The organism is Hypericibacter terrae (genome assembly GCF_008728855.1).
Lineage (GTDB): Bacteria > Pseudomonadota > Alphaproteobacteria > Dongiales > Dongiaceae > Hypericibacter > Hypericibacter terrae.
Map to the genome: position 1 here is coordinate 1,550,879 of NZ_CP042906.1, position 23,089 is coordinate 1,573,967.

The 23,089-nt window shown below is 64.9% G+C and carries 21 protein-coding genes; 7 read left to right on the forward strand and 14 right to left on the reverse strand.

Annotated features, from left to right (window positions below):
- Positions 1-2 precede the first annotated feature (2 nt).
- The 9 genes from FRZ44_RS07145 to FRZ44_RS07180 form a co-directional block, all read right to left on the reverse strand.
- The gene (locus FRZ44_RS07145; RefSeq protein WP_151176541.1) at positions 3-410 is read right to left on the reverse strand and encodes a hypothetical protein; all 408 of its coding nucleotides are present in this window, start codon (positions 408-410) and stop codon (positions 3-5) included.
- 441 nt (positions 411-851) lie between these two features.
- Positions 852-1,001, reverse strand: a complete 150-nt coding sequence (locus FRZ44_RS26995; RefSeq protein WP_191908456.1) for a hypothetical protein — start codon at positions 999-1,001, stop codon at positions 852-854.
- A 299-nt stretch (positions 1,002-1,300) separates the two neighbouring features.
- Positions 1,301-5,020: a vitamin B12-dependent ribonucleotide reductase gene (locus FRZ44_RS07150; RefSeq protein WP_151176542.1), complete on the reverse strand. Its 3,720-nt coding sequence runs from the start codon at positions 5,018-5,020 to the stop codon at positions 1,301-1,303.
- Between the two features lie 378 nt (positions 5,021-5,398).
- Positions 5,399-6,697: an NAD(P)/FAD-dependent oxidoreductase gene (locus FRZ44_RS07155; RefSeq protein WP_191908457.1), complete on the reverse strand. Its 1,299-nt coding sequence runs from the start codon at positions 6,695-6,697 to the stop codon at positions 5,399-5,401.
- Complete coding sequence (locus tag FRZ44_RS07160; protein WP_191908458.1) at positions 6,694-7,914, reverse strand: acyltransferase family protein; 1,221 nt, start codon at positions 7,912-7,914, stop codon at positions 6,694-6,696. The genes FRZ44_RS07155 and FRZ44_RS07160 overlap by 4 nt, the downstream gene beginning before the upstream one ends.
- A 17-nt stretch (positions 7,915-7,931) precedes the next feature.
- On the reverse strand, positions 7,932-9,560 hold the full coding sequence (locus tag FRZ44_RS07165; protein WP_225308583.1) for a M20/M25/M40 family metallo-hydrolase: 1,629 nt from the start codon (positions 9,558-9,560) through the stop codon (positions 7,932-7,934).
- 31 nt (positions 9,561-9,591) lie between these two features.
- A complete protein-coding gene (locus tag FRZ44_RS07170) occupies positions 9,592-10,410 on the reverse strand; it encodes an ABC transporter permease (protein ID WP_151176545.1) in 819 nt (272 codons plus the stop codon).
- Between the two features lie 13 nt (positions 10,411-10,423).
- Positions 10,424-11,311, reverse strand: coding sequence for an ABC transporter permease (locus FRZ44_RS07175; RefSeq protein WP_151176546.1), 888 nt, complete (start codon positions 11,309-11,311; stop codon positions 10,424-10,426).
- A 43-nt stretch (positions 11,312-11,354) separates the two neighbouring features.
- Positions 11,355-12,470, reverse strand: coding sequence for an ABC transporter substrate-binding protein (locus FRZ44_RS07180; RefSeq protein ID WP_151176547.1), 1,116 nt, complete (start codon positions 12,468-12,470; stop codon positions 11,355-11,357).
- A 155-nt stretch (positions 12,471-12,625) separates the two neighbouring features.
- On the opposite strand from FRZ44_RS07180, the gene FRZ44_RS07185 reads away from it, so the two are divergent.
- Complete coding sequence (locus FRZ44_RS07185) at positions 12,626-13,858, forward strand: RidA family protein (protein ID WP_151176548.1); 1,233 nt, start codon at positions 12,626-12,628, stop codon at positions 13,856-13,858.
- Between the two features lie 273 nt (positions 13,859-14,131).
- Here FRZ44_RS07185 and FRZ44_RS07190 read toward each other — a convergent pair whose 3' ends face one another.
- Both FRZ44_RS07190 and FRZ44_RS07195 read right to left on the reverse strand, forming a co-directional pair.
- Positions 14,132-15,259 (reverse strand): ABC transporter ATP-binding protein, encoded by a 1,128-nt coding sequence (locus tag FRZ44_RS07190; protein WP_225308584.1) that lies wholly within the window; start codon positions 15,257-15,259, stop codon positions 14,132-14,134.
- 95 nt (positions 15,260-15,354) lie between these two features.
- On the reverse strand, positions 15,355-16,233 hold the full coding sequence (locus FRZ44_RS07195; protein ID WP_151176549.1) for a dimethylarginine dimethylaminohydrolase family protein: 879 nt from the start codon (positions 16,231-16,233) through the stop codon (positions 15,355-15,357).
- Positions 16,234-16,349: 116 nt separating this feature from the next.
- Here FRZ44_RS07195 and gcvA point away from each other — a divergent pair, with 116 nt between their 5' ends.
- Complete coding sequence (gene gcvA, locus FRZ44_RS07200; RefSeq protein ID WP_151176550.1) at positions 16,350-17,252, forward strand: transcriptional regulator GcvA; 903 nt, start codon at positions 16,350-16,352, stop codon at positions 17,250-17,252.
- 7 nt (positions 17,253-17,259) lie between these two features.
- Here gcvA and FRZ44_RS07205 read toward each other — a convergent pair whose 3' ends face one another.
- Entirely contained in the window at positions 17,260-18,198 is a 939-nt protein-coding gene (locus FRZ44_RS07205; protein WP_151176551.1) for a DMT family transporter, read from the reverse strand.
- Positions 18,199-18,422: 224 nt separating this feature from the next.
- Here FRZ44_RS07205 and FRZ44_RS07210 point away from each other — a divergent pair, with 224 nt between their 5' ends.
- The 5 genes from FRZ44_RS07210 (at position 18,423) to FRZ44_RS07230 (ending at position 20,901) form a co-directional block, all read left to right on the forward strand.
- Positions 18,423-18,773 (forward strand): NADH:ubiquinone oxidoreductase subunit NDUFA12, encoded by a 351-nt coding sequence (locus tag FRZ44_RS07210; protein ID WP_151176552.1) that lies wholly within the window; start codon positions 18,423-18,425, stop codon positions 18,771-18,773.
- A gap of 73 nt (positions 18,774-18,846) precedes the next feature.
- Positions 18,847-19,329 (forward strand): outer membrane lipid asymmetry maintenance protein MlaD, encoded by a 483-nt coding sequence (mlaD, locus tag FRZ44_RS07215; protein WP_151176553.1) that lies wholly within the window; start codon positions 18,847-18,849, stop codon positions 19,327-19,329.
- A gap of 11 nt (positions 19,330-19,340) precedes the next feature.
- Positions 19,341-20,117 (forward strand): methyltransferase domain-containing protein, encoded by a 777-nt coding sequence (locus FRZ44_RS07220; protein WP_151176554.1) that lies wholly within the window; start codon positions 19,341-19,343, stop codon positions 20,115-20,117.
- A gap of 98 nt (positions 20,118-20,215) precedes the next feature.
- Complete coding sequence (locus FRZ44_RS07225) at positions 20,216-20,461, forward strand: hypothetical protein (protein ID WP_151176555.1); 246 nt, start codon at positions 20,216-20,218, stop codon at positions 20,459-20,461.
- 80 nt (positions 20,462-20,541) lie between these two features.
- Positions 20,542-20,901: a DUF2155 domain-containing protein gene (locus FRZ44_RS07230; RefSeq protein WP_151176556.1), complete on the forward strand. Its 360-nt coding sequence runs from the start codon at positions 20,542-20,544 to the stop codon at positions 20,899-20,901.
- Here FRZ44_RS07230 and aat read toward each other — a convergent pair.
- Together aat and accC are read right to left on the reverse strand one after the other, a co-directional pair.
- Complete coding sequence (aat, locus tag FRZ44_RS07235) at positions 20,838-21,467, reverse strand: leucyl/phenylalanyl-tRNA--protein transferase (protein ID WP_151180188.1); 630 nt, start codon at positions 21,465-21,467, stop codon at positions 20,838-20,840. The genes FRZ44_RS07230 and aat overlap by 64 nt on opposite strands.
- 248 nt (positions 21,468-21,715) lie before the next feature.
- Positions 21,716-23,059, reverse strand: a complete 1,344-nt coding sequence (gene accC, locus FRZ44_RS07240) for an acetyl-CoA carboxylase biotin carboxylase subunit (protein ID WP_151176557.1) — start codon at positions 23,057-23,059, stop codon at positions 21,716-21,718.
- Between the last annotated feature and the right edge of the window lie 30 nt (positions 23,060-23,089).

A 23,089-nucleotide genomic window follows, 5' to 3' on the forward strand; every position in this document is an offset into this window, starting at 1 on the left:
CGTCACCTAATGACACCCTTGGAAAAAGAACGCACACCAGCTAGGACTCTCCTCAACCACAGTTTGCATCCGCCTTTGGTAACCTCCCACTCCCGCTTCAATAGCTTTCGGCCTCTGGTCACTGCGTCTTGTTCAAGCGTACGCCAATGCCGTGTAAAATCCCCCGACGAGGATCTTCCACTTTCAATGGAAACGGACTCTCTCGTATCGGCGGTGCTTTGATTTACTAATTCGGAGAGTGCAGAAAGAAATTCGTCATCTTCTTTCTTGTTTTCATTATCGAGTGGGTTAAGGCGCAGTTGAATACGGCACAAGAGCTTGCGTGCTCTATTCGATAACTCTTTTGCTTCGGAATTTAACTTAACGACCTTATCAGAGTCATCTTGCTCCGAACTATAGTTCGCGGTCATGATCTGGACTCATTTATTCATCCACAAGTCCGCGGCAGCGACGTAATCAGCAATGTCATCTCGGAGCGAGTTTATCCAAGCCTGTCGAAACTCAGATATCTTGGTGCGGCGCGTCATGTAGACAGTAAAAAATGTGCCGAATAGCACGATTAGCGCTGCGATGACGTACGGACTAATTGGTGTTTCCGAGCAAGGTTGCATATCCTCCCCCGAGTTCCATCACAAGATGCACAACTAGAGAAGGCACCCCTTTTTCTTCTAAGAAGGCATAAGCAGGGCTCAGATCAAGTGCGATTCTTGATGGTTATCGCGACGGGGTTTTTTACTGGCCGAATGAGTGGGCCTGGTTTTGTCGAGGAGCTTTATCTTCAAATGGATACGAAAAAGGCGGGACCCTTGAGCGGGCCCCGCCTAAGTTCTGGAGGCTCTTCATTTCGCCTCCTACTTTTTCTTGGTGCCGCGATCTGGCGCTTGAGTGAGCACCGATCCGGCCAACGTCTTAATCTGCTTATTGGTCACTGAACTCGGACTCTTAAGCGCCTGAGAGGCCAGCGAAGCGACCGATTTTGACGTTTTCTCGTTTTTTGCCATCCTTACCACCTCCTTTCCGATCGTCGATTAGCTAGAAAGCCACGATCTGGTCCTTTTACCCATGATCATTCTCCCCTGTTGTCGCCTACCTGGCGCGTTCATATTCCCGGATTGATACAGCTCTTTCCGTTACTCCGAGCGCTCCTGTCTGCGCTCTCGAATTGGTGGCGGCCCTGTCTTTCGTCGGGGTCGAAAATTCCGGGCGCGTGCCGCCGTCGCGCGCCCGGAAGTTGACAGGGAGACTCAGATCAACGTCACCTCTTGGTCAGGCACGTCTTTGAGCCCTTGCCGGCGGCCGCTCACGAGCAGCCGCTGGTCGATCCGCAGGTGGTGCACTTCATGCAAGTCCCGTTGCGGACCAGTGTGAAATTGCCGCATTCACCGCAGGCGTCCCCCTCATAGCCCTTGAGCTTCGCCTCGCGAATCCTCTCGAGCTTCGTATCGACGGCCTGCATGACGGCGACCCCGACGGCAACCGCTTCGGCGGTGCCATTGCCGGCGAGCCCTTCCACGGCGGCCAGGGCCGTCGTGCCATTCCCCATTTGTGCCGAGACGGAAGCATGGCCGTTACCGATGCTGGCCGTCATCACCGTGTCGTCGCCATTGACGACACGCTGGCCGCTGTTCTTGAACACGACCAGGTTGGTCGAGCGGACGAAACCGGCGCTGACCAGCCGCTTGGCTTCCATCGCGATCGCCGGCTTGGCGCTGGACGGCATGTTGCCGTCGCCCGTGCCGTTGCCCACGCTGTCAGGCAGGAGATCGGCGGGCTGCGCATGGGCGAGATCGGTGCGCCCCAGATAGGAGATGGCGAGCTCGCGGAACACGTAATCGAGGATCGATGTCGCCATCTTGATGGCATCGTTGCCCTCGACGATGCCGTTGGGCTCGAAGCGGGTGAAGGTGAAGGCCTCCACGAACTCCTCGAGCGGCACGCCATATTGCAGGCCGATCGAGATCGCGATCGCGAAATTGTTCATCAGGCTGCGGAAGGCGGCGCCCTCCTTGTGCATGTCGATGAAGATCTCGCCGACCATCCCGTCTTCATACTCGCCGGTATGGAGATAGACCTTGTGCCCGCCGACGATGGCCTTCTGGGTGTAGGACTTGCGGCGGTTGGGCAGGCGCTTGCGCTCATGCTTGGCCACCCGCTCGACGATCCGCTCCACGATGCGCTCGGCGATGATGGGTGCCCGCTGGGCGGCCGTCTGCTCCAGCACCTCTTCCATCTCTTCTTCGTCATCGAAGATCTGCGACTGCAGCGGCTGCGACAGCTTGGAGCCGTCGCGATAGAGCGCGTTCGCCTTGATGCCGAGGCGCCAGGACAGCATGTAGGCGTCCTTGCAATCCTCGACCGTGGCGGCGTTCGGCATGTTGATGGTCTTGGAGATGGCGCCCGAGATGAAGGACTGCGCCGCCGCCATCATGGTGATGTGGCTCTCGACCGAGAGGAAGCGCTTGCCGATGCGACCGCAGGGGTTGGCGCAATCGAAGATCGGCAGATGCTCCGCCTTCAGGCGCGGCGCGCCTTCGAGCGTCATGGCGCCGCAGCAATAGGTGTTGGCCTGCTCGATCTGTTGCTTGGTGAAGCCGAGTTCCGCCAGCATGTCGAAGCCGACTTCGTTGAGCTGCTCGGTCGTGAAGCTCAGGCCCGCGACGCAGAACTCCTCGCCCAGCACCCATTTGTTGAAGGCGAAGCGGATGTCGAAGGCGGTCGCCAGCGCTGCCTCGAGCGACTGGAGCGCGCCGGCGGTGAAGCCCTTGGCCCGCAGCGCCGCATGATTGACGCCCGGCGCCTGTTCCAGCGTGCCGTGGCCGACGGCGTAGCGGATGATGTCCTCGATCTTGGCTTCGTCATAACCCAGCGCCTTGAGGGCCTGGGGCACCATCCGGTTGATGATCTTGAAATAGCCGCCGCCGGCGAGCTTCTTGAACTTCACCAACGCGAAGTCGGGCTCGATGCCGGTAGTGTCGCAATCCATCACCAGGCCGATCGTGCCGGTGGGCGCAATCACGGTCGATTGCGCGTTGCGATAGCCATGCGCCTCGCCCAGCGTCAGCGCCAGGTCCCAGGCCTTGCGGGCATGCTCGCCCAGCGCCTTGTCGACGATGTTGGCATGGTCGAGCGGCACCGGCAGGACCGTCAGCCCCTCATAGCCCTTGGTCTCGCCATGGGCGGCGCGGCGATGATTGCGGATGACGCGCAGCATCGCCTCGCGGTTCTTGTCGTAGCCCGGGAAGGTGCCGAGCTCGCCCGCCATCTCGGCCGAGGTCGCATAGGCGACGCCGGTCATGATCGCGGTCAAGGCGCCGCAGAGCGCACGGCCCTTGTCGCTGTCATAGGGCAGGCCCATCGCCATCAGGAGGCCGCCGATATTGGCGTAGCCCAGGCCCAGCGTGCGGAACTCGTAGGAAAGCTGGGCGATCTCGCGCGAGGGGAACTGCGCCATCAGCACCGAGATCTCGAGCGTCACCGTCCAGAGGCGGGTCGCATGCTCGTAGGCCTCGATGTCAAAGCTGCCATCCTCCTTGCGGAAGGTCATCAGGTTCAACGACGCCAGATTGCAGGCGGTGTCGTCGAGGAACATATATTCCGAGCAGGGATTGGACGCGTTGATCCGCCCGCTCTCCGGGCAGGTATGCCACTCGTTGATGGTGGTGTCGTACTGGACGCCGGGATCGGCGCTGGCCCAGGCGGCATGGGCGATCTTCTCCCACAGCTCGCGCGCCTTCATGGTCTTGGAGACCTTGCCGTCGGTGCGCCGGATCAGCTTCCAGTCGCCATCGGCCTTGACCGCCTCGACGAAGCTGTTGGTGACGCGCACCGAGTTGTTGGAATTCTGGCCGGACACGGTCAGATAGGCGTCCGAATCCCAGTCGGTGTCGTAGGTGCGGAACTCGATCGACTTGTAGCCCTGCTGGGCGAACTGGATCACGCGCTGGATGTAGTTCTCCGGCAGCATGACCTTGCGCGCGGCCTTGATCGCGGCCTTCAGCGCCTTGTTCTGCTTGGGATCGAAGCGTCCCTCGGTCTTGTCGGCGTGGCAGGCGGCGATGATCGCGTTCAGATGGGGGCCGGCGAGGCGCGAGCCCGCCACCAGGGCCGCGACCTTCTGCTCCTCGACCACCTTCCAGTCGATATATTCCTCGATGTCCGGGTGATCGAGATCGACCGTGACCATCTTGGCGGCGCGGCGCGTGGTGCCGCCCGACTTGATGGCGCCGGCGGCGCGGTCGCCGATCTTGAGGAAGCTCATCAGGCCCGACGACTTGCCGCCGCCCGAGAGCTTCTCGCCCGAGCCGCGCAGCATCGAAAAATTCGAGCCGGTGCCCGAGCCATATTTGAACAGGCGCGCCTCGCGCACCCACAGATCCATGATGCCGCCCTCGTTCACGAGGTCGTCGGACACCGACTGGATGAAGCAGGCATGGGGCTGGGGATGCTCATAGGCCGAGGCCGAGGCGACCAGCTTGCCGGACTGGAAGTCGACGTAGTAGTGGCCCTGCGAGGGGCCGTCGATGCCATAGGCCCAGTGCAGGCCCGTATTGAACCATTGCGGGCTGTTGGGGGCGCCCATCTGGCGCGCCAGCATGAAGCGCATCTCGTCGTAATAGGCCTGGGCGTCCTCTTCGCCGTCGAAATAGCCGCCCTTCCAGCCCCAATAGGCCCAGGTGCCGGCCAGGCGGTCGAAGACCTGCGTGGCCGAGGTCTCGCCGACCACGCGCTGCGCCGGCTCGAGCTCGGCGAGGGCGGATTCGTCCGGCACATGGCGCCAGAGGAAGGAGGGGACCGTGTTCTCCTCGACCGACTTCAGCCGGGCCGGAACGCCCGCCTTGCGGAAGTACTTCTGAGCCAGCACGTCGCAGGCGACCTGGGACCAGTCGGCCGGCACATCGATGTCGCGCAGCTGGAACACCAGCGAGCCATCCGGATTGCGGATCTCGCTTGTGGTCTTGCGGAACTCGATGTCGGCATAAGGAGAATCCCCGGCACGCGTGAAGCGACGGTCGATACGCATTTAATAACCCCCATGGAGGCCGAAATTCGCAGAATCCTCTCCCCTCCTGAGCTTTCGCCCGAAAGACGCTCTGTAGGGATTTGATCCGCCGCCAGATATTGGGGCCCAACCGCACTGGCGTCCCAACATATTGATCGCGGAGTCATGAGTTTGCAACCACATTCTGTGGCCGGTTTTTCGACAAAACACTAAATGTAGTGCATCGCAATAGGCCTAGTGGGTGCCGTATGGCGGTTTTCCGCGCCTTATGGTTAAGGAATGATGAACTCATGCTGCACTGCAGCAATGGCCATCATCGGGCACTCCGGGTCGTGCCTCCGCGAAGCCTCGATCGTCGGCGTTGCGGACTCGACCGGGGCGCGTTTTCGCCCGTCATTTTCAGTGGGCGAGCCGGTCCTTGAGGTCGAACCAGGCCATGGCGAGGGGCACGAACCAGGCCTCGCCGCGGTGGTAGAAGCGAGTCGGGAAGGGCAGGTCGTCGAAGGCCGTCGCGGCGTCGGCTGCGCCCAGGATCCGGCGGGCCAGTTTGAGGCCGAGCCAGCTCCCCATCGGGATGCCCATATAGTTATAGCCCAGCGCGTAATGCACCCGGTCCTTCCGGCCGATATGCGGCAGGACATCGAAGCTGGCGGCGCAGCGCCCGGTCCAGGCATGGCTGATCCGGGTCCCGGCCAGATCGGGAAAGAGCCGAACCAGCCGGCGGTGCAGGACCGCCGCCTTGGCCTTGAGATCGCGCGCGGGCCCGCCGGTGCGCCCGCCGAATAGCAGGCGCGAGCGGTCGGGCGAGAGCCGCAGGAAATCGATGTTCATCCGGTAGTCCTCGACGATGCGAGGGTTGGGCAGGATCCGGGCCAGGCGCTCGGGCGCCAGCGGCTCGGTCGCAATCATGAAGCCGTGGAACGGCACCACCCGCCGCCGCAGTGCCGGGGTGAGGGCGCCGGTATAGCCGTTGGTGGCGATGACGACGTCGCGCGCCGCGATGCCGCCCCGCGTCGTCTGCAGGGTCACCTTGTCGGGCCAGAAATCGAGTGAGGTCACGACGGTCAGATCATGGATTGCGACGCCCGCCGCCCGCGCGCTCGCCAGCAAGCCCTGGTGATAGAGCGCCGGGTGGATCGCGCCGCGATCGGGCCCGTAGCTGCCACCCTGATAGAGGTCGGTGCCGAGATGGAGATGCTGGCGCGATTTCGGCACCATCTCGAATTCCTCGCCCAGATGGCGGCGCTGGATCTCGAGCTTCCGCCCGAAGGAATCGTACTGGCGCTGCGAGAAGACCGGAATGAAGCGGCCGCAGCGCTCGAGCTGGCAGTCGATCTTCTCCTCCGCGACCACGCGATAGACCTGGTCGTAGGCGGCCCAGACCTCGCCATAGAGCGTCTTGGCCCGGTCGAGCCCGACGCTGTCGATCAGGTCGGCGAAATCGGGCACCAGCGCGCGGCCGACGAAGCCGGCATTGCGCGAGCTTGCGCCCGCCCCGGTGGCTTCGGCTTCGAGCACCACCACATGGCGTCCGGCGCGCGCCAGATTGAGGGCGGCGGTCAGGCCGGTATAGCCCGAGCCGACGACCGCCACGTCGCATTTCACCGGCAGGGGTTTCGGGCCGGGTTGTGGCCGGGGCGCGGCCTCCCACCAATAGGGTTCGGCCTTGAAGTCGGGCGCGAAGATGTCGGGGTTCATGCTTGGAGCACCTTGCGAAAACCCGGCAAGCGGCGCAGGCGATCGCTCAGCAGCAGCGACAGCAGCAGCGCAATGGCACCCGCCAGCAGCCATTTCACGAAGCCGGGCAGATCGAGCTCGCGCAGCCCGTACTGCAGCGCGACCAGGATTGGCAGATGGAGCAGATAGACGGCGTAATTGTTGGCGATGAGGCACTCACGCCCGCGTGGGGGGCGGGGCCGTCGTCGATCGCGCAGCGTCACGATCAGGCCCAAAGCCAGCAACCCCAGAATAAACGTTTCGCCGATGGCGTAAAGCCAGGCATGGAGCGTGGCCCCGCCGGCGATGAAGACCGGGATGCCGGCCAGCTCGGCGATGACGACGACCAGGAAGGCAGCGACGCCGGCCGCGAGAACGGGCCTGCCCAGGCGCGAGGGCAGGGCTTCGACCCAGCCGCGGCGTGCCGCCATGGCGCCGAGCAGGAAGCAGAACGCCTCGCGCGGCATGTCGGCCAGATGTACCTGCCAGACGCCGATGATCGCCCGCCAATGATAGAGCGGGTAATGCATGCGCATCAGGAAATCGAGATGGCCGATGCCGACCACGACGATCGCGACATTGAGCAAATCGGGCAGCGGCCGCGGGCCTGACGCCGAGGGAGGTTCCGTCGTCCCCTTGCGCCGCCTCCGGCGCTGCCACAAGGCGTCTCCCGCGACATAGACGGCGCCGTAGATCAGGAGCGACTCCAGGAACCAGAGATGCCCCAGCTGGTAGTCCGGCCAGCTCGGCCCCGTCCAGCCCGCGGGATGGTGTCCGCCGATGCCGAAATAGATGCGCCAGAGATAGCTGCCGATATCGATCGGTGCGAGCCCGCGGAAATTGACGTAGTAGGCGTACATCAGGATCGGGAAGACCAGCAGCAGCCCGATCGGCAGCGGAATCCCCAGCCGGATCAGCCGTTGCTTGAGATAGAGGCGTGGGCCGTGGCGCTCGAGCGCTCCCGGCAGCAGATAGCCGGCAGCGAGGAAGAACAACCCCAGCGCCAGCGGGCGCAGGAGCGAGAAGAAGGGCTGCAGCCACTCGGCGCGGCTCGCGTCGCTCACATACCACCAATTGCCGCCGCTATAGGCGAGGCTGGCATGGAAGAAAACGATCAGCAGCCCCGCCAGTACACGCAAGTCGTCGAGCCAGCACAACCGGCCGCCGCCGACCGCGGCCGGTACCGAAGATTGCTGCATGTCGGATGAATCCGTCTTCAGGCGCCCTGCGGAATCCACCATTCCTCGCCGCGCGGCGTCGACACATATTCCGGCCAGCGATAATGAATCGGTGCCGGGAAGTTGCGCGGCAGGAGAGGCGGTACCCATTGCGAGCCTCCGACCCCGCCGCCGGTGCGTTCACGGAACTCGGCCTGCGCCGCCGCGACGGATTGGGGGTCGCTCAGAAGATCCACCAGCGTCCCGCCGATCGCGCGCGCCGCGCTGAAGATGGTCGGATCGATCGTGGCGGGATAGCCGCCCATCGCGTTCCAGACCCAGTTCGGATACTGATAGCCCGGCTTCGGCGAGGCCAGCATCGCGCGTCCCACATAGAGGCGCGAGGTCGGACAATGCCAAGTGTAATCGGTGTAATCGTCCGAGGTGTAGTTCTTCTGCCAGGGCGGCAGGATCGCGCGCATGCGGGCCTCGTCCTCCTCCGGATCGACCAGCGCCGACATGGCCGGATGCATCGGTTCGGCCATCGGCGACAGTCCCAGATTGCGCTGGATCTCGCGGCCGAACTTCTTGGCCTCCTCGCCCCATTGCGGCGCGCCCGCCAGCATCAGGTTGGCATAGGTCAGGGTCGTGATCGCATGGTTGGGCAGGCCCGGCCGCGTCTTGGTCACCCACTCCTTGCGCACGGTGCAATGGGTGATCTGCGCCACATGATCGGCATTGTTGTCGAGGATGGCGTAGATCCGCTCCTGCATCTCCAGTGTGGGACAGCGGCTGGCATATTGGATCTGGCTGAAGTTGGGGGCGAGATTGTCGGCGGTCGCTTGTCCCGCCGCGAGGATCGCCTCGTTGATGGTCCAGGTGCCGGTATGCGGCAGCATCGCCTCCTTGGTCATCTTGCTCGTCATGTACATGAGACAGACGGCATCGATTGCGCCGGGGGCCCGCGCCGAGGTATGGGCCGAGGCGCCTTCGTTCAGGCCCATGCCGTTCCATTCCTCGGGATGCGGGCATTCGAAGCTGTACATCCGGCTCCAGTAGGAGCCGCAATGGGTGTTCCAGTTGACGGTGTTGGCGTGGGAGGTGGTGAAGGCGGGGTGGAAGCTCACCGCGGCGTCGAGCTGGTCGTAATAGCCATGCGCGGCGTGCACGGGCTTCGAGCCGCAGACCTTCTCCGCGGGCTCGCCGAAGAAGACCAGCGTGCCGGCGAGATTATGCTTCTGCATGGCTGCCTTTGCGGCCAGCAGCCCGCCCAGCGCTCCGATGCCGAGTGCGGAATGCGGGTCGGTATGGCCGGCGGCATAGCGATGGACGCCGTCGCGCGGCTTCTCGTAGGGGACCGGATCCTGACTGTTGGCCGGCACCGCGTCATACTCGGCGTAGGTGGCGATCACCGGCTTGCCCTTGCCGAAGGTGGCGCGGAACGCCGTCGGCATGGTGGCGGTGCCTTCCTCGACATCGAAGCCCTGCTCGCGCAGCAGCTTCACATACCAGGCGGCGGACTTGTATTCGCGCCAGGCGGTCTCGTGGAAGTTCCAAACCTCGGTGTGGCGCTTCGAGAGCCAGCCCTCATGTGCCTTCACCCAGTCGAACGCGGTCTGCTTGGCCATGGTCATGGCCGCTGGGCTCCAGGACCGCGCTGCGGTCTGGCTCGGACGATCATCGGGCATGGTCGGTCTCCTCAGGGTCTCAGGGTCGGGTTCAGGCCGCGCCTTCGGCCTGGGATTGCGCCCGCAAGCGCCGGGCCCGCAGCCACATCTGCGAGCCGATGACCAGGATGGTCAGGAAGATCAGCGTCGTCGCGCAAGCGGCGATGGTCGGATCGGCCTGGTCGCGGATGCCGCTCCACATGCGCCGCGGCAAGGTAAAGATGTTGAGCTTGGAGATGAAGAGCGTCACCACGATCTCATCCCAGGACGAGATGAAGGCGAAGACGGCACCGGCCAGGACGCCGGGCGCGATGCAGGGCAGGATCACCATCCGCAAAGTCTGCCTCATGTCGGCGCCCAGATTGCGCGCGGCCTGCTCGAGCCGGAGATCGAAATTGGCGAGCGAGGTCGAGACGGTGATCACGACATAAGGCACCGCCAGCACCGCATGGGCCATGATGACGCCCGGATAGCTGTCGAGCAGCCCGAGATCGACGAAGATGCGGTAGAAGGCGAGGGCCGACACGATCGAGGGAATGATGATCGGCAGCAGCACGAACCCCCGCACCAATTCGGACCAGCGGCTGGCAATGCGCCAGAGCCCGACCGCGCAGAGCGTGCCGAGGCTGGTGGCGATCACGGTCGAGACGACGGCGATGACGAGGCTCTGCCAGATGCTTGAGGTCCAATCCGGATTCGTGAACAGGTTCTCGTAATTGCGCAGGCTCACGCCGTCTTTCGGCAACGTCAGGAATCGGTCGGGGGTCAGCGAGATCGGCGCGGAAACGAAGATCGGCACCAGCAGGAACAGCAATACGACCCAGGCGCCCGCCAGCACGATCCTGAAGCGCCAGCCATAGCCCTCGCTCATGGCCTGGCCCCCATCACTTGGCCCCGAACATGGTGCGCAGATCGACGATGCGCGACATCACGGCGAAGACCAGGAATACCAGCACCAGCAGCACCATGGCCAGCATGGAGCCGACACCCCACCGCACGGTTTGCAGGATCTGGACGCTGACATATTCGGCGATCATCAGGGTCTTGCCGCCGCCGAGGATCGAGGGCGTGACGAAGAATCCCAGCGTCAGGATGAAGACCAGGAGCCCGGCGCCGGCGATGCCGGGGAGGCTCAAGGGGAGATAAACGCGCCAGAAGGATTCGAACGGGCCGGCGCCCAGCCCGCGCGCGGCGCTGACGAGGCGCGGATCGATGCCGCGCAGGTTGGCATAGAGCGGCAGCACCGCGTAGGGGATCATGTAATGGACCATGCCGATCAGCACACCCAGTTCGTTGCGCACCAGATGGATCGGCTCGGAGATGACGCCCCAGTCCAGCAGCGCGCGATTGATAATGCCGTTGTCATGCAGCAGCACGACCCAGGAGAAGGCGCGCGCCAGCACCGACACCCAGAACGGCACCAGCACGAACATGAGGATCCAGATCCGGTGCCGGTCCGTCACATGCGCCATGGCGTAGGCGATGAGATAGCCCAGCACCAGGCTGATGCCGGTGGTGATGAAGCAGATGCGGAAGGTGTTGCCGAGCATCTTGAGGATGCCGCGGTTGGTCACGAGGCGCTCATAGTTCTGCAGCCCGACGTCGGGGTCGGAGAAGCTGATCCAGAGCACTTGGCCGATCGGGTAGAGATAGAGAACGAGCAGGAACAGCACGAGCGGCAGGACCAGCACCCAATAGGGATTGATCCGCGAAGGTTGTTTCCCTCGCGGATCCAGTCCTTCCAGGGCGATCGTCCCTGTGCTCGAGCTCATGCTTCCTTCGTGACCGCCGCGGCGGTCCTCGAAGATCCGGCGATCAGGCCGAGATCATGTCGAGGAAGGCGTTGAGCACGTCGTCGTAATGCTTGGCGAAATACTCGGAATCGAGCGGGATCTGCTTCTTCAGATTCTCCGCCGTGCCGGGCGTGATCGCCCTCTCGTCGGCCGACATGATGTCGTAGGTCGCCGGGTTGGCCGGGCCCTGGCCGTAACAGCGCATGACCTCGAGCTGCAGCTCCGGGGTCTGGAGGTTGGCGAGCCAGCGGTTGGCCCATTCGCGCCCCGCCGGATTGCCTTTCGGAATCACCCAGGCGGCCGGGCAGGCGTTGCCCTGGTCGAAGGTCCAGTCGACGCGGCCCTTGGTGTCCTGCTTGATCAGCTGGCTGCGGGTCTGCCAGAGGCTGCCCATGACGACTTCGCCGTCGAGGAACATCTGCTGGCTCGACGCGCCCGAATCCCAGAACACGATATGGTCCTTGATCTTTTCGATTTTGGCCAGGCCGCGGTCGACATCGAGCGGATAGAGCTTGTCGGGGGCGACGCCGTCGGCGAGGAGTGCCGCCTCGATCGCACCGTTCATGTATTTGTACATGGTGCGCTTGCCGGGGTATTTCTCGACGTCGAAGAAATCGGCCCAGGTCGGTGCCGCCTTGCCGACCTTCTCGGTGTCCCAGGTCATGACATAGCTGTACCAGTAGCCCAGTACGCCATAGTCATGCGTATAGGGCGCGATATAGCCGGCGCGATCGACGATCGAATAGTCGACGGCTTCGAGCTCGTTGACGCGGCCCATCCGCAGGACCGAGAAGAAGTCGGCGTCGCAGCAATCCCAGGTCACGTTCTTGGCTTCGACCATCGCCTTGATGCTGCCTTCCAGCGGCCCGGATCCGTCCACTACGACCGGCACGCCGGTCTTCGCGGTGAAGGCCTTGCCGTAGATGTCGCCCGTGCAACGGACGGCGTCGCCGCCCCAGTTGGCATGGACGATCTGTTTGGGCTTGCCGGCGGCGAGCAGATCGCCCGACGACAAGGCCACGGCCCCGGCGCCCGCAAGCGCGCTGGCGGCAAGGAAGGTGCGGCGGCTGATCCGGCCGGCCTTCAGGTTGGCGAGCGCCACCTCGACGGAATCCTGGGCAAAACGCTGTGCAGTCATGAGACCTCCCTAAGCATGTCGGATTATGTTTCTATGCCTCACCGAATGAGGAATGCCGCCCGACTGCGGACTGGCTCGAATCCTATCACTCGTGAGCTCGGAACGCCAAGGGCAGCGGTCCAATTTGCCGCTCTCGACGAAAGGAATACCGGATCATGGCGCTGTCCCGTACGCATTGCTGGCCGGAAGGGCATTGGGATTGGCCGATCCATGTCTCGCACAAGCATGGCATCCGCTGCGGCGAGATGATCTTCGTGGGCGGGCAGGTCGATCTCGACAGCAGCGGCAAGGTCCAGCATGCGGGCGATCTCGCCACCCAGACCGTCACCGTCATGGCCAGCCTCGACAAGGTCCTGCGCGGTCTGGGGGCCGATCTGGGCGATCTGGTCAAGTTGATCGCGTTCTATCAGAACGACGGCAGCCGCGACGAGCAGCGATTCCTGGCCGATGTCGCACGACAATTGCCCGCCGGCGGTCCGGGGCCGGTGATCACGGCGGTGCCGCTGCCGGCCCTGGCCTATCCGGGGATGCTGGTCGAGATCGAGGCCGTGGCGATGCGGGGCGCCGACGGGCGCCGGTTGGAGCGCCAGGGCATCGCGCTGCGCGGTGCCGCCCCCTTGCCGGCGCCGCTTTCCCACGGCCTTCGTTGCGGCGAGATGATCTTCGTCGGCGGTGTCAGCGCCATCGACGAGACCGGTGCCGTGATCGCGAAGGGCGACATCGTCCGCCAGAGCCAGATCGTGATGGACCGCATCGGCGAGGTGCTGCACGGCTTCGGCGCCGCCCATGACGATGCCGTCAAGATCAACACCTACTACGCCGGCGGGGGCCAGTTCGCCGATTGGGAAGGCGCCGCGCGCGCGCGGGCGCGCTATTTCACCGAGCCGGGGCCGGCCGCCACCGGCCTGCCGCTGCCGCGTCACGCCCTGCCGGGTCTGATGACGCGCAGCGAGATCACCGCAATGCTCGGCAGGGACGGCCGTCGCCTGCCGCGCTCCCATGTCTGGCCCGAGGGCCATTGGGACTGGCCGATCCATCTTCCCTACAAGCATGGAATCCGCTGCGGGCCGATGATCTATCTGGGCGGTCAGGTGGCACTCACGCCCCAGGGCCAGGTGATCGAGCCGGGCGAGCTGGTGGCGCAGACCAAGATCGCGATGGAGAATATCCGGCGCGTGCTCGCAGGGTTTGGCGCCGGGTTCGACGACGTCGTCAAGGTGACGGCCTTCTATGAAGGCGGCGCTTCGGCGGACCAGCTGCACAAGAATCTGAGCGTGCGCTCGGCCTGCTTCACCGAGCCCGGTCCCGCCACCACGGGGATTCCGCTGCCCTTCCTCGCCTATGAGGAGATGGTGATCGAGATCGAGATCGTCGCGATGGTGGGATGAAAATAATCCCCTCCCTCGGAACGGGGGAGGGTTAGGGAGGGGGCTGCGCGCCGTCGAATACCGAGCAGCCCCCTTCCTAGCCTTCCCCCGCGAAGCGCAGGACTGTCCGGGGAACGGACTCAAGGGATTCAAACGACTCATTTTTATTGTTCTAAGTCTCGCACGCCCACGGATCACGTCTAATCCATATGCGCCAACACTTTGATACGATTCATGAAAACTTTCCCCGGACACTCCTGCGCGAAGCGGGGGAAGGGACAGAGTGCGTCTTTATCAATCGTCCGTCACCACGACGGCAGCATCGGCATCCCAGCCGAGCCAGACCTGCATCTCGTTCTTCGGCTCGAGCTTCATGCGCCAGGCGGGGCAACGCACCGCCAGCTGTCCCAGGCTCGCCGTCGCCACCGTGAAGTGGAAATCGCTGCCGAAATAGTTCCAGCTCGTGACCCGGCCCTGGGCCCGGTTGATCGCGGTCGACGGGGCGTCAGCGGCGATTGCGATCTTCTCCGGCCGCATCGCCAGCAGGACCTCGCCGCCGGCCGCCGGTATCGACGCCGCCTTCTGCCGGAAGGTCTCGCCGTTCACGGCATAGGCGAAGCCACCTTCGGCAGCCCCGCTGACCCGGCCCTTGATGAAGTTGCTTTCGCCCAGGAATCCGGCGACGAACCGCGTCGCCGGGCGTTCATAGAGGTCGGCAGGCCGGCCGATCTGCACGAACCGGCCGTCGCGCACGATGGCGATGCGGTCCGACATGGACAGCGCTTCTTCCTGATCGTGCGTCACATAGACGAAGGTGGTGCGGATGCGCTCATGGAGCTGCTTGAGCTCGATCTGGACCTCGGTGCGGAGCTTGCGGTCGAGCGCGCCCAGCGGCTCGTCGAGCAGCAGCACGTCCGGCGTGAAGACCAGCGAGCGCGCCAGCGCCACGCGCTGCTGCTGGCCGCCGGAGAGCTGGCGCGGCATCCGGTCGGCGAGGGGGGTGAGCTGCACCAGCTCCAGCGCGCGGCCGACCTCGCGCTTGATGTCCTCCGCCGGCCGGCGGCGCACCTTGAGCGGGAAGGCGACATTGTCGAACACCGACAGATGCGGAAACAGGGCATAACCCTGGAACACCATGCCGAAATTGCGCTTTTCGGGCGGCAGATGGGTGATCGCCTTGCCGTCGAGCAGAATCTCGCCGGCCGAGGGCGTGGTGAAGCCGGCGATCATCATCAGCATCGTGGTCTTGCCCGAGCCCGAGGGCCCGAGCAGCGTCAGGAATTCGCCACGCGCGACCTCGAGGTCGACGCCGTCGACGGCGCGCACGATCCCGTAATGTTTGGAAACCCCGCGAAAGGCGAGACCGCCGGCGGCGGCCCGATGAATCGACGTCGGATTGGTCGCAGTCGCTGTTCCCTGCACCGGCGCAGCCTTCCCCCTTGCTATCGGATCCGCCACAGCCGGGCCTCTAGCGGGCCCGTTCTCCGGCAGACCTTTCGTCCTCGGCCGGCAAGGCCTCAGACCGGATCGCGGCGCAGCGCCTGTGCCATGCAATGCACGCCGCCGCCGCCCATGGTGAACATGGTCATGTCCGGATCATAAACCGTAAATCCGGCGGCGCGCAGTGTCTTGTTCAGATCCTTCGACTGTGCGGTCGAAATGATCTTGTTGTCGCCTAGCGACATCACATTGCAGCCGAGGCCCATCGTGTCGCGATAATTCACCGGGACCATCTCGATCTTTTTCGACTTCAGCCAATCGAGGACCCAGTCCTCGGTGGTGTCGGGGCAGACCGCCGCCAGCTTGGGCGCCAGCATGCAGACCATCAGGTCGATATGGACGTAATGCTCGGCGATGGGGGCGAGCTTGACCTCCCAGCCCTTCTCTTCCATCCAGCCCTTCACCTGCTGCGCCGCCGGCTCCTGGGTGCGTTCGCCGCAGAAGCCGATCAGCACGGTGTTCGGCTCGATCACGTCGAAATCGCCGCCCTCGAAGGCCGACGCCGTGATCATCTTGAAGATCGGAATGCCCTTCTTCTGGTAAAAGTTGATCACCGGGGCATATTCGCCGCGCCGCCACCACTGATGCATCTGGGTGACGACCGCGCCGTAGGGCGTCATGAAGCTCGAATCGCGCGCATAGACCTGATAGGGCAGCGCCTCGTCGGGTTCGAGGAAATGCACCTTGGTGCCGCCTTCCTCATAGGCCTGGACCATCTCGCGATGCTGGCGCATGGCGAGCTGGCGGTCGAACTTGGCGCCGGAGCGCAAGGTCGCCTTCGAGATCGAGCTGGTCGGCAGCCATTTGAAGTTCACCGGCTCGCAGAGCAGCACGTCGTGCAGCCGGCCATATTCCGAATTCGCACCCCAGGCCTTGCCGCCGCTTGCCGTTGTCATGGCCGTCCTCCCGCTGAATGGTCTCGTTGGCGGCGATCCTATGGCTTGAAAAACTCTCTCGCAATGGACAAAGATTGGCCCGTCTTTGTGAGAAAATATAACTAAAGCTCAAGGTCATGCCACGCCGCCTCCCGCCGTTGAATCCGCTGCGCGCCTTCGAGGCCGCGGCGCGCCATGGCGGGATGACCAGGGCCGCCAGCGAACTCAACGTCACGCACGGCGCCATCAGCCATCAGGTCCGGGCGCTGGAAGAAGCGCTCAGCGTCGAGCTGTTCGAGCGCCGCGGCCGGCATCTGGCACTGACGCTGGCGGGCCAGCAGCTGCTGCCCTCGGTGCAGCAGGCGCTCGACCTCATTGCCGACGCGTCGGCGCGGTTGTCGCGGCCCGATCTCGACGGTCGCCTCACCATCAAGCTGCCGATCGCCTTCGCCTCGAAATGGCTGCTGCCGCGGTTGGCCCGGTTCCGCGACGCCTATCCGCAGATCGAGCTGTCGCTGCTGCCGTTCCGGCCGGGGGCCCGCGAGCGCAGCGAGGAAGCCGATCTCACGATCGATTACGGGCGCGGGCCCTGGAAGCGGAAATGGACCCGGCTCATCGCCAGCATCGACCTCTTCCCGATCTGCAGCCCGCGCCTGATCAATGCCGCGGCACCCCTGCGCGACCCGGCCGATCTCGCCCAACATACGCTGATCCATGACGATGACGGCACGGCCTGGGCCAATTGGCTCCTGGTCGGCGGTGTGGAGGGCGTCGATGCCAATTCCGGAATCCGCATGGGCACGGCCCTCTTGAGCATCGATGCGGCGGTGCAGGGGCTGGGCGTGGCGCTGGGCGACAAGGCGATCGCGACCGAGGAGCTGGCGACGGGCTTGCTGGTGCGGCCCTTCGGGCTCGGCGTGCCGGCCACCTCCTATTATTACCTGGTCTGCGATCCCGACGAGCTGCAGGTGCCGCGCGTGCGCGCCTTCATCGACTGGCTGCTGGACGAGGCGGGTCAGAGTTTCGCGCGGGCCGGCTGAGGCCACGTCAGGCGGCGCGCCGGCGCCGGCTGCCCAGCGTGAAGGCCATCAGGGCGAGAATGGTGAGCACCACGCCGCCATACTGGATCAGCGAGAGATGCTCGCCCAGCACCAGCACGGCGAAGGCGATCGTCACCACCGGCTCGATGTTCATCATCATCGCGACCTGCATGCCGGTGATCCGCTGCAGCGCCAGGAACCAGAGCATATAGCCGGCGATGTAGCAGGAGATGGCGCCCGCGGCCGCCAGGCCTCCGACGGTGCTGCCGGGGAGGCCCCAGCTGCCGGTGAAGGGCCCGAGCAGGAGCACCAGGGGCAGGAGCCACAGATTGGTGAAGAAGTTCATGGTGAGCGGCGGATCTTTCGCGATGGCGCGGCCGCCGAAGACGCTGGTCGAGGCCACCGAGAAGGCGGCGGCCAGCGCCCAGGCGATGCCGCGCCAATCCAGCGCGGCGAAGGTCGGTCCGATCGCCACCGCCAGGCCGATGAAGGCGAGAACAATGGCAACGCTCTTGCCGAGCGTCAGCCGCTCGCGGCCCGAGACGGCGCTCATCAGTCCCGCGAGAAGCGGGCTGGTATAGAGGATCAGCACGGCGAGGGAGACGGGAATGAAGGCGACCGAGCTCAGATAGCCGACCGACATGCCATAGGCCGTGACCGACAACCACAGGCTGTTGAGCAGCCCGTGACGCGATACCCGCAGCCGCTGCCGTTTTGCCAGTAGGATCCCGAGCGCCACCAGCACGAAGGCGCCGGTGCGCAGCGTGACGATGGTCAGCGGCGTCGAGCCGCTGTCGTAGGAAATGCGCGAAAAGGGCGTGATGAAGGCGAAGGCCGCCGCACAGGCGATGATGAAGGCGAAGCCCATACCCTCGCGGCGGTGCAGATCATGCGCGGCCTGCGCGGCCAGGCCGGCGGAGTCGGACGAGGAAGCGGGGGCGGTCATGGAGGTTCCCGAGGGCAGCCGCCGGAAGCCAGGGCGACTCCGGCAAGCTATTGATCTATCGGGCCAGATTGCCGCTGTCCAGCGCCCCGACCGGCTGGACGGGCCGCCGGTCGGATGCCATAGTGGCCCCCCAAAAAGAGGGGCGTCCCAGCAGGATCGCCCCTGTTTTGGTGCCTGAGACCGATGGCCTTATCTTCCGCGCTGAAGGAGCGCCTGATCGAGCGATGAGCCTGGGTACGCGTCTTTACACACTGCTCTGGGGCGTGCCGGTCGGCACCGACCGCTATGGCAATCGCTATTTCCGCGGCAAGCGACTCCTGCATAACCGCGAACGGCGCTGGGTGCTCTATAACGGCGCGCCCGAGGCCTCCAAGGTTCCCGCCGAATGGCATGGCTGGCTGCATGGCAGCCCGGTTCCGCCGCCGACGGGCAACGAGCCGCACCGGCCCTGGCAGAAAGAGCATGAGCCGAACCTGACCGGCACGTCGCTCGCCTATCGTCCGCCGGGCCATGTGCTCGAAGGCGGTCATCGCGCGAAGGCCAGCGACGATTACGAACCGTGGGTCCCCAACTGACATCGCTCTCGCGGAACAGAACACCGAATTCGGCGGGTGCGATGCCCGTCCGGACGCCGCGAAGGGGCGTGGCATGAAGCGCAATGCAATCGAAACGATGATGGGTGCGGTGGTGCTGCTGGTGGCGGCGACCTTCCTCGCCTTCGCCTATAGCAGCAGCAATGTGAGCCGCGTCGAAGGCTACGAGCTGCTGGCGCGCTTCAATCGCGTGGACGGCATCGCGCCGGGCAGCGAAGTGCGCCTGAGCGGCATCAAGGTCGGCTCGGTGCTCTCCACCCATCTGGATCCGAACACCTATCTCGCCGAGGTGCGGATGAGCATCCTCAACGACGTCAAGCTGCCGACCGACAGCTCGGCGCGCATCCTGTCCGACGGGCTGCTGGGCAATCCCTATATGGCGCTCGAGCCGGGCGCCGACGAAAAGATGATCCCGCCGGGCGGCGAGATCCGGAAGACGCAGGACCCGCTCAATCTGGTCGACCTGATCGGACGCTTCATCTTCAGCTCGACCAATTCGGGCTCGTCGACGCCGTCGAGCTCGCAGAACCCGCAATAGGCGCCGGTTCCATGCCGGCCGACCAGGATCCGAAACCGGCGCCCTCCCAGCATTGGGATCCCGCACGCTATCAGCGCAATGCCGGCTTCGTGCCGGTGCTGGGCGCGCCCGTCCTCGACCTTCTGGCGCCGCAGCCGGGCGAACGCATCCTCGATCTGGGCTGCGGCGACGGCGTGCTGACCGAGAAGCTGGTCGCCGCCGGGGCCAGTGTCGTCGGCGTCGATGCGAGCGCGGAGCAGATCGCCGCCGCGCGCGCCCGCGGGCTCGATGCGCGCGTCATGAGCGGCGAGGCCCTGACCTTCGTGGGCGGGTTCGACGCGGTTTTCTCGAACGCGGCGCTCCATTGGATGAAGCAGGCCGATGCCGTGATCGACGGCGTCTGGCGAGCGCTCGAGCCGGGCGGACGCTTCGTCGCCGAGATGGGCGGCGGCGCCAACGTCGCGGCGATCACGGGCGCGCTGGTGGCGGCGCTCGACCGGCGCGGCCTCGACGGGGCCGGGGCGGTGCCCTGGTTCTTCCCGAGCGTCGAAGATTACCGGGCACGGCTCGAGCGGCGCGGCTTCCGGGTGAGGACTATCGGTCTCATCGAGCGGCCGACACCGTTGCCGGGCGCCATGGCGGGGTGGCTCGAGACCTTCGCCGAAAGCTTCATCCGCCGCCTGCCGGAACCGGATCGGGCCGCCTATATCGCCGAGGTCGAAACGGCCCTGGCACCGAGATTGCGGAACGCGCAGGGACAATGGCACGCCGACTATGTGCGGCTCCGGTTCGCTGCCGAAAAGCTTTGATTGATCAATGATTAACGTCCGCAGCCAGCCCTTCTCCGGGGGCGCCGGGCTTGCTATGGTGACGCCAGACGCCCATCTAGGGTTCGGGCAAGGCACCGATGAACCAACCGATCAAACGCAACCCGCAGGGACCGGCCTATCCGACCTGGCGCCAGCCGGACGGCAAGGTGGTTTCCTGCACCGAAAAGATCAAAGTGCTGAACGAGAATCTGTCCGAGATCCGCCAGCTCGCCCAGGATGCGCTCGAAGACGCGATCCTGATGGGCTGCGACGAGGAACAGGTGCGCAAGGTGCTGAACGATCTCGTCGTCTCGCTCGAAAACCCCTATCGCAAGCGCAAGTGAAGCCCGCCCCCCATCCTGACGCTCGCGCCGCTTCTGGCCGCGCCGTTCTCCTCCTCTCGTTCCTCGCTGCGGCGGTGCCGATGGTTGTCGGCACCGGGCAGGCGATGGCCGATCCGATGCCGGTCGCCGTCCTGCGCACGCTCGACAAGGTGACGGCGCGCGTCAACACCATCGAAGTGCCGGTAGGCAGCTCGACCGAGCTGGGCGCGCTCCAGGTGACGGTGCGCGCCTGCGACAAGCGCCCGCCCGAAGAGACGCCGGAAAGCGCCGCCTTTCTCGAGATCCAGGAAACCAAGGAAGGCGAGCCGGCGAAGACGGTGTTCTCGGGCTGGATGTTCGCCTCAAGCCCGTCGCTCTCGGCGCTCGAGCATCCGGTCTACGACATCTGGGTCGTGGACTGCGTGAAGTCCGAGACCAGCGAGTCCGGCACCACGCCGTAGAAACGGGTCGGCGCCGGAATGGCGGCGGCGAGCTGGCGCTGATATTCGGCACGGCTGATCTCGATGGCGCCGAACTGCTTCAGATGCTCGGTGACGAACTGCGTGTCGAGCAGGCGATAACCGCCGATCCGCAGGCGCAGCACCAGATGGACCAGCGCCACCTTGCTGGCATCGCGCGCGCGGCTGAACATGCTCTCGCCGAAAAAGGCGCCGCCCAGCGAGACGCCATACAGACCGCCCACCATCTTTCCGTCGTCCCAGGTTTCCACGCTGTGCGCATAGCCCAGCTCGAAGAGCTGGCGCATCAGCCGGAGGATGTCCTGGTTGATCCAGGTCTCGTTGCGCCCGGGCATGGCCTCGGCACAGGCCATCACGGTCTCGGTGAAGGCGCTGTCGCAGCGCACCTCATAGCGGTTGGAGCGGACGGTGCGGGCCAGGCGGCGGGGAATATGGAAGCGGTCGAGCGGCAGCACGCCGCGGCGCTTCGGGTCGATCCAGTGCAGCTCGGGATCTTCGCGGCCTTCCGCCATCGGGAAGACCCCGCAGGCATAGGCGCGCAGGAGCATGTCGGCAGTGATGCGTTCCCGGCCGCTCACTCAGGGCCTCGCTTGATGTGATCGCTTCGCTCTACTTTAAAGCTCAGAACGAGATCCCCATTACGCACGCCCCCTCCCCTTGCGGGTGGGGGTAGGGGGAGGGGAGGATCCGCGTGACGGTCTTTGGCATCTTGTGCCGGGCGAGCGCGAGGTGCGGGCTTGGAATTCGCGAATATCGTCGGGGCTCCGCTCAGATCGCTCATTCGCGATTCCAGGCCTCAATCCTTCGGCGCGACGAACTTCTCGAGCCAGCGGATGTCGTAGTCGCCATTGATGAAGTCGGTCGCCCCCACCAGCTTGCGGTGGAGGGGAATGCTGGTATCGATGCCGCCGATCACGAACTCCTCGAGCGCCCGGCGCAGCCGCATCAGGCATTCGTTGCGGCTGGTGCCATGGACGATCAGCTTCGCGATCAGGCTGTCGTAATATTGCGGCACGCGATAGCCGCTATAGAGGGCGGAATCCACCCGCACGCCCAGTCCGCCCGGCGCATGATAGTCGGTGACGCGGCCGGGCGACGGCGCGAAGGTGTCGGGATTCTCGGCATTGATGCGGCATTCGATGGCATGGCCGGTGAAGGTGATGTCCTCCTGCCGGAAGCTCAGCGGCGCGCCGGTCGCAACCCGGATCTGCTCGCGCACCAGATCGATGCCTGTGATCATCTCCGTGACCGGATGCTCGACCTGGAGGCGGGTGTTCATCTCGATGAAATAGAACTCGCCGTCCTGGAACAGGAACTCGATCGTGCCGGCGCTGCGATAACCCAGGCGGCGCATGGCGGAGGTCGCGATCTCGCCCACCTTCTGGCGCTGCGCGGCGTTGAGCGCGGGCGAGGGCGCTTCCTCGAGCACCTTCTGATGGCGGCGCTGCAGCGAGCAGTCGCGCTCGCCCAGATGCACGACATTGCCGTGGGCGTCGGCCAGGATCTGGATCTCGATATGGCGCGGATGGTCGAGATATTTCTCCATATAGACCGCGTCATTGCCGAAATTGGCCTTGGCCTCGGAGCGGGCGAGGCTCAGCGCCTCGCTCATCTCGGCGCGCGAATTGGCGACCTTCATCCCCTTGCCGCCGCCGCCCGCCGCCGCCTTGACCAGGATCGGATAGCCGATGCGTTCCCCCAGATCCATGGCGTCGGCGTCGTTGGTGACGGCGCCGTCGGAGCCCGGCACCACGGGAATGTTGAGCGAGCGGGCCGCGTCCTTGGCCGCGACCTTGTCGCCCATCAGCCGGATATGCTCGGGCGCCGGGCCGATGAAGGTGAAGCCATGCTCCTCCACCATGCCGGCGAACTGTGCGTTCTCCGACAGGAAGCCGATGCCGGGATGGATCGCGTCGGCGCCGGTGATGGTCGCGGCCGACAGGATCGCCGGGATGTTGAGATAGCTGAGGCGCGAGGGCGGCGGCCCGATGCAGACCGCCTCGTCGGCGAGGCGCACATGCATCGCGTCGGAATCGGCGGTCGAATGGACCGCGACCGTGCGGATGCCCATCTCGCGGCAGGCGCGATGGATGCGAAGCGCGATCTCGCCGCGATTGGCGATCAGGACCTTTTCGAACATGCCCGCTCCAAAACCGCTTGGCGTGCCGTC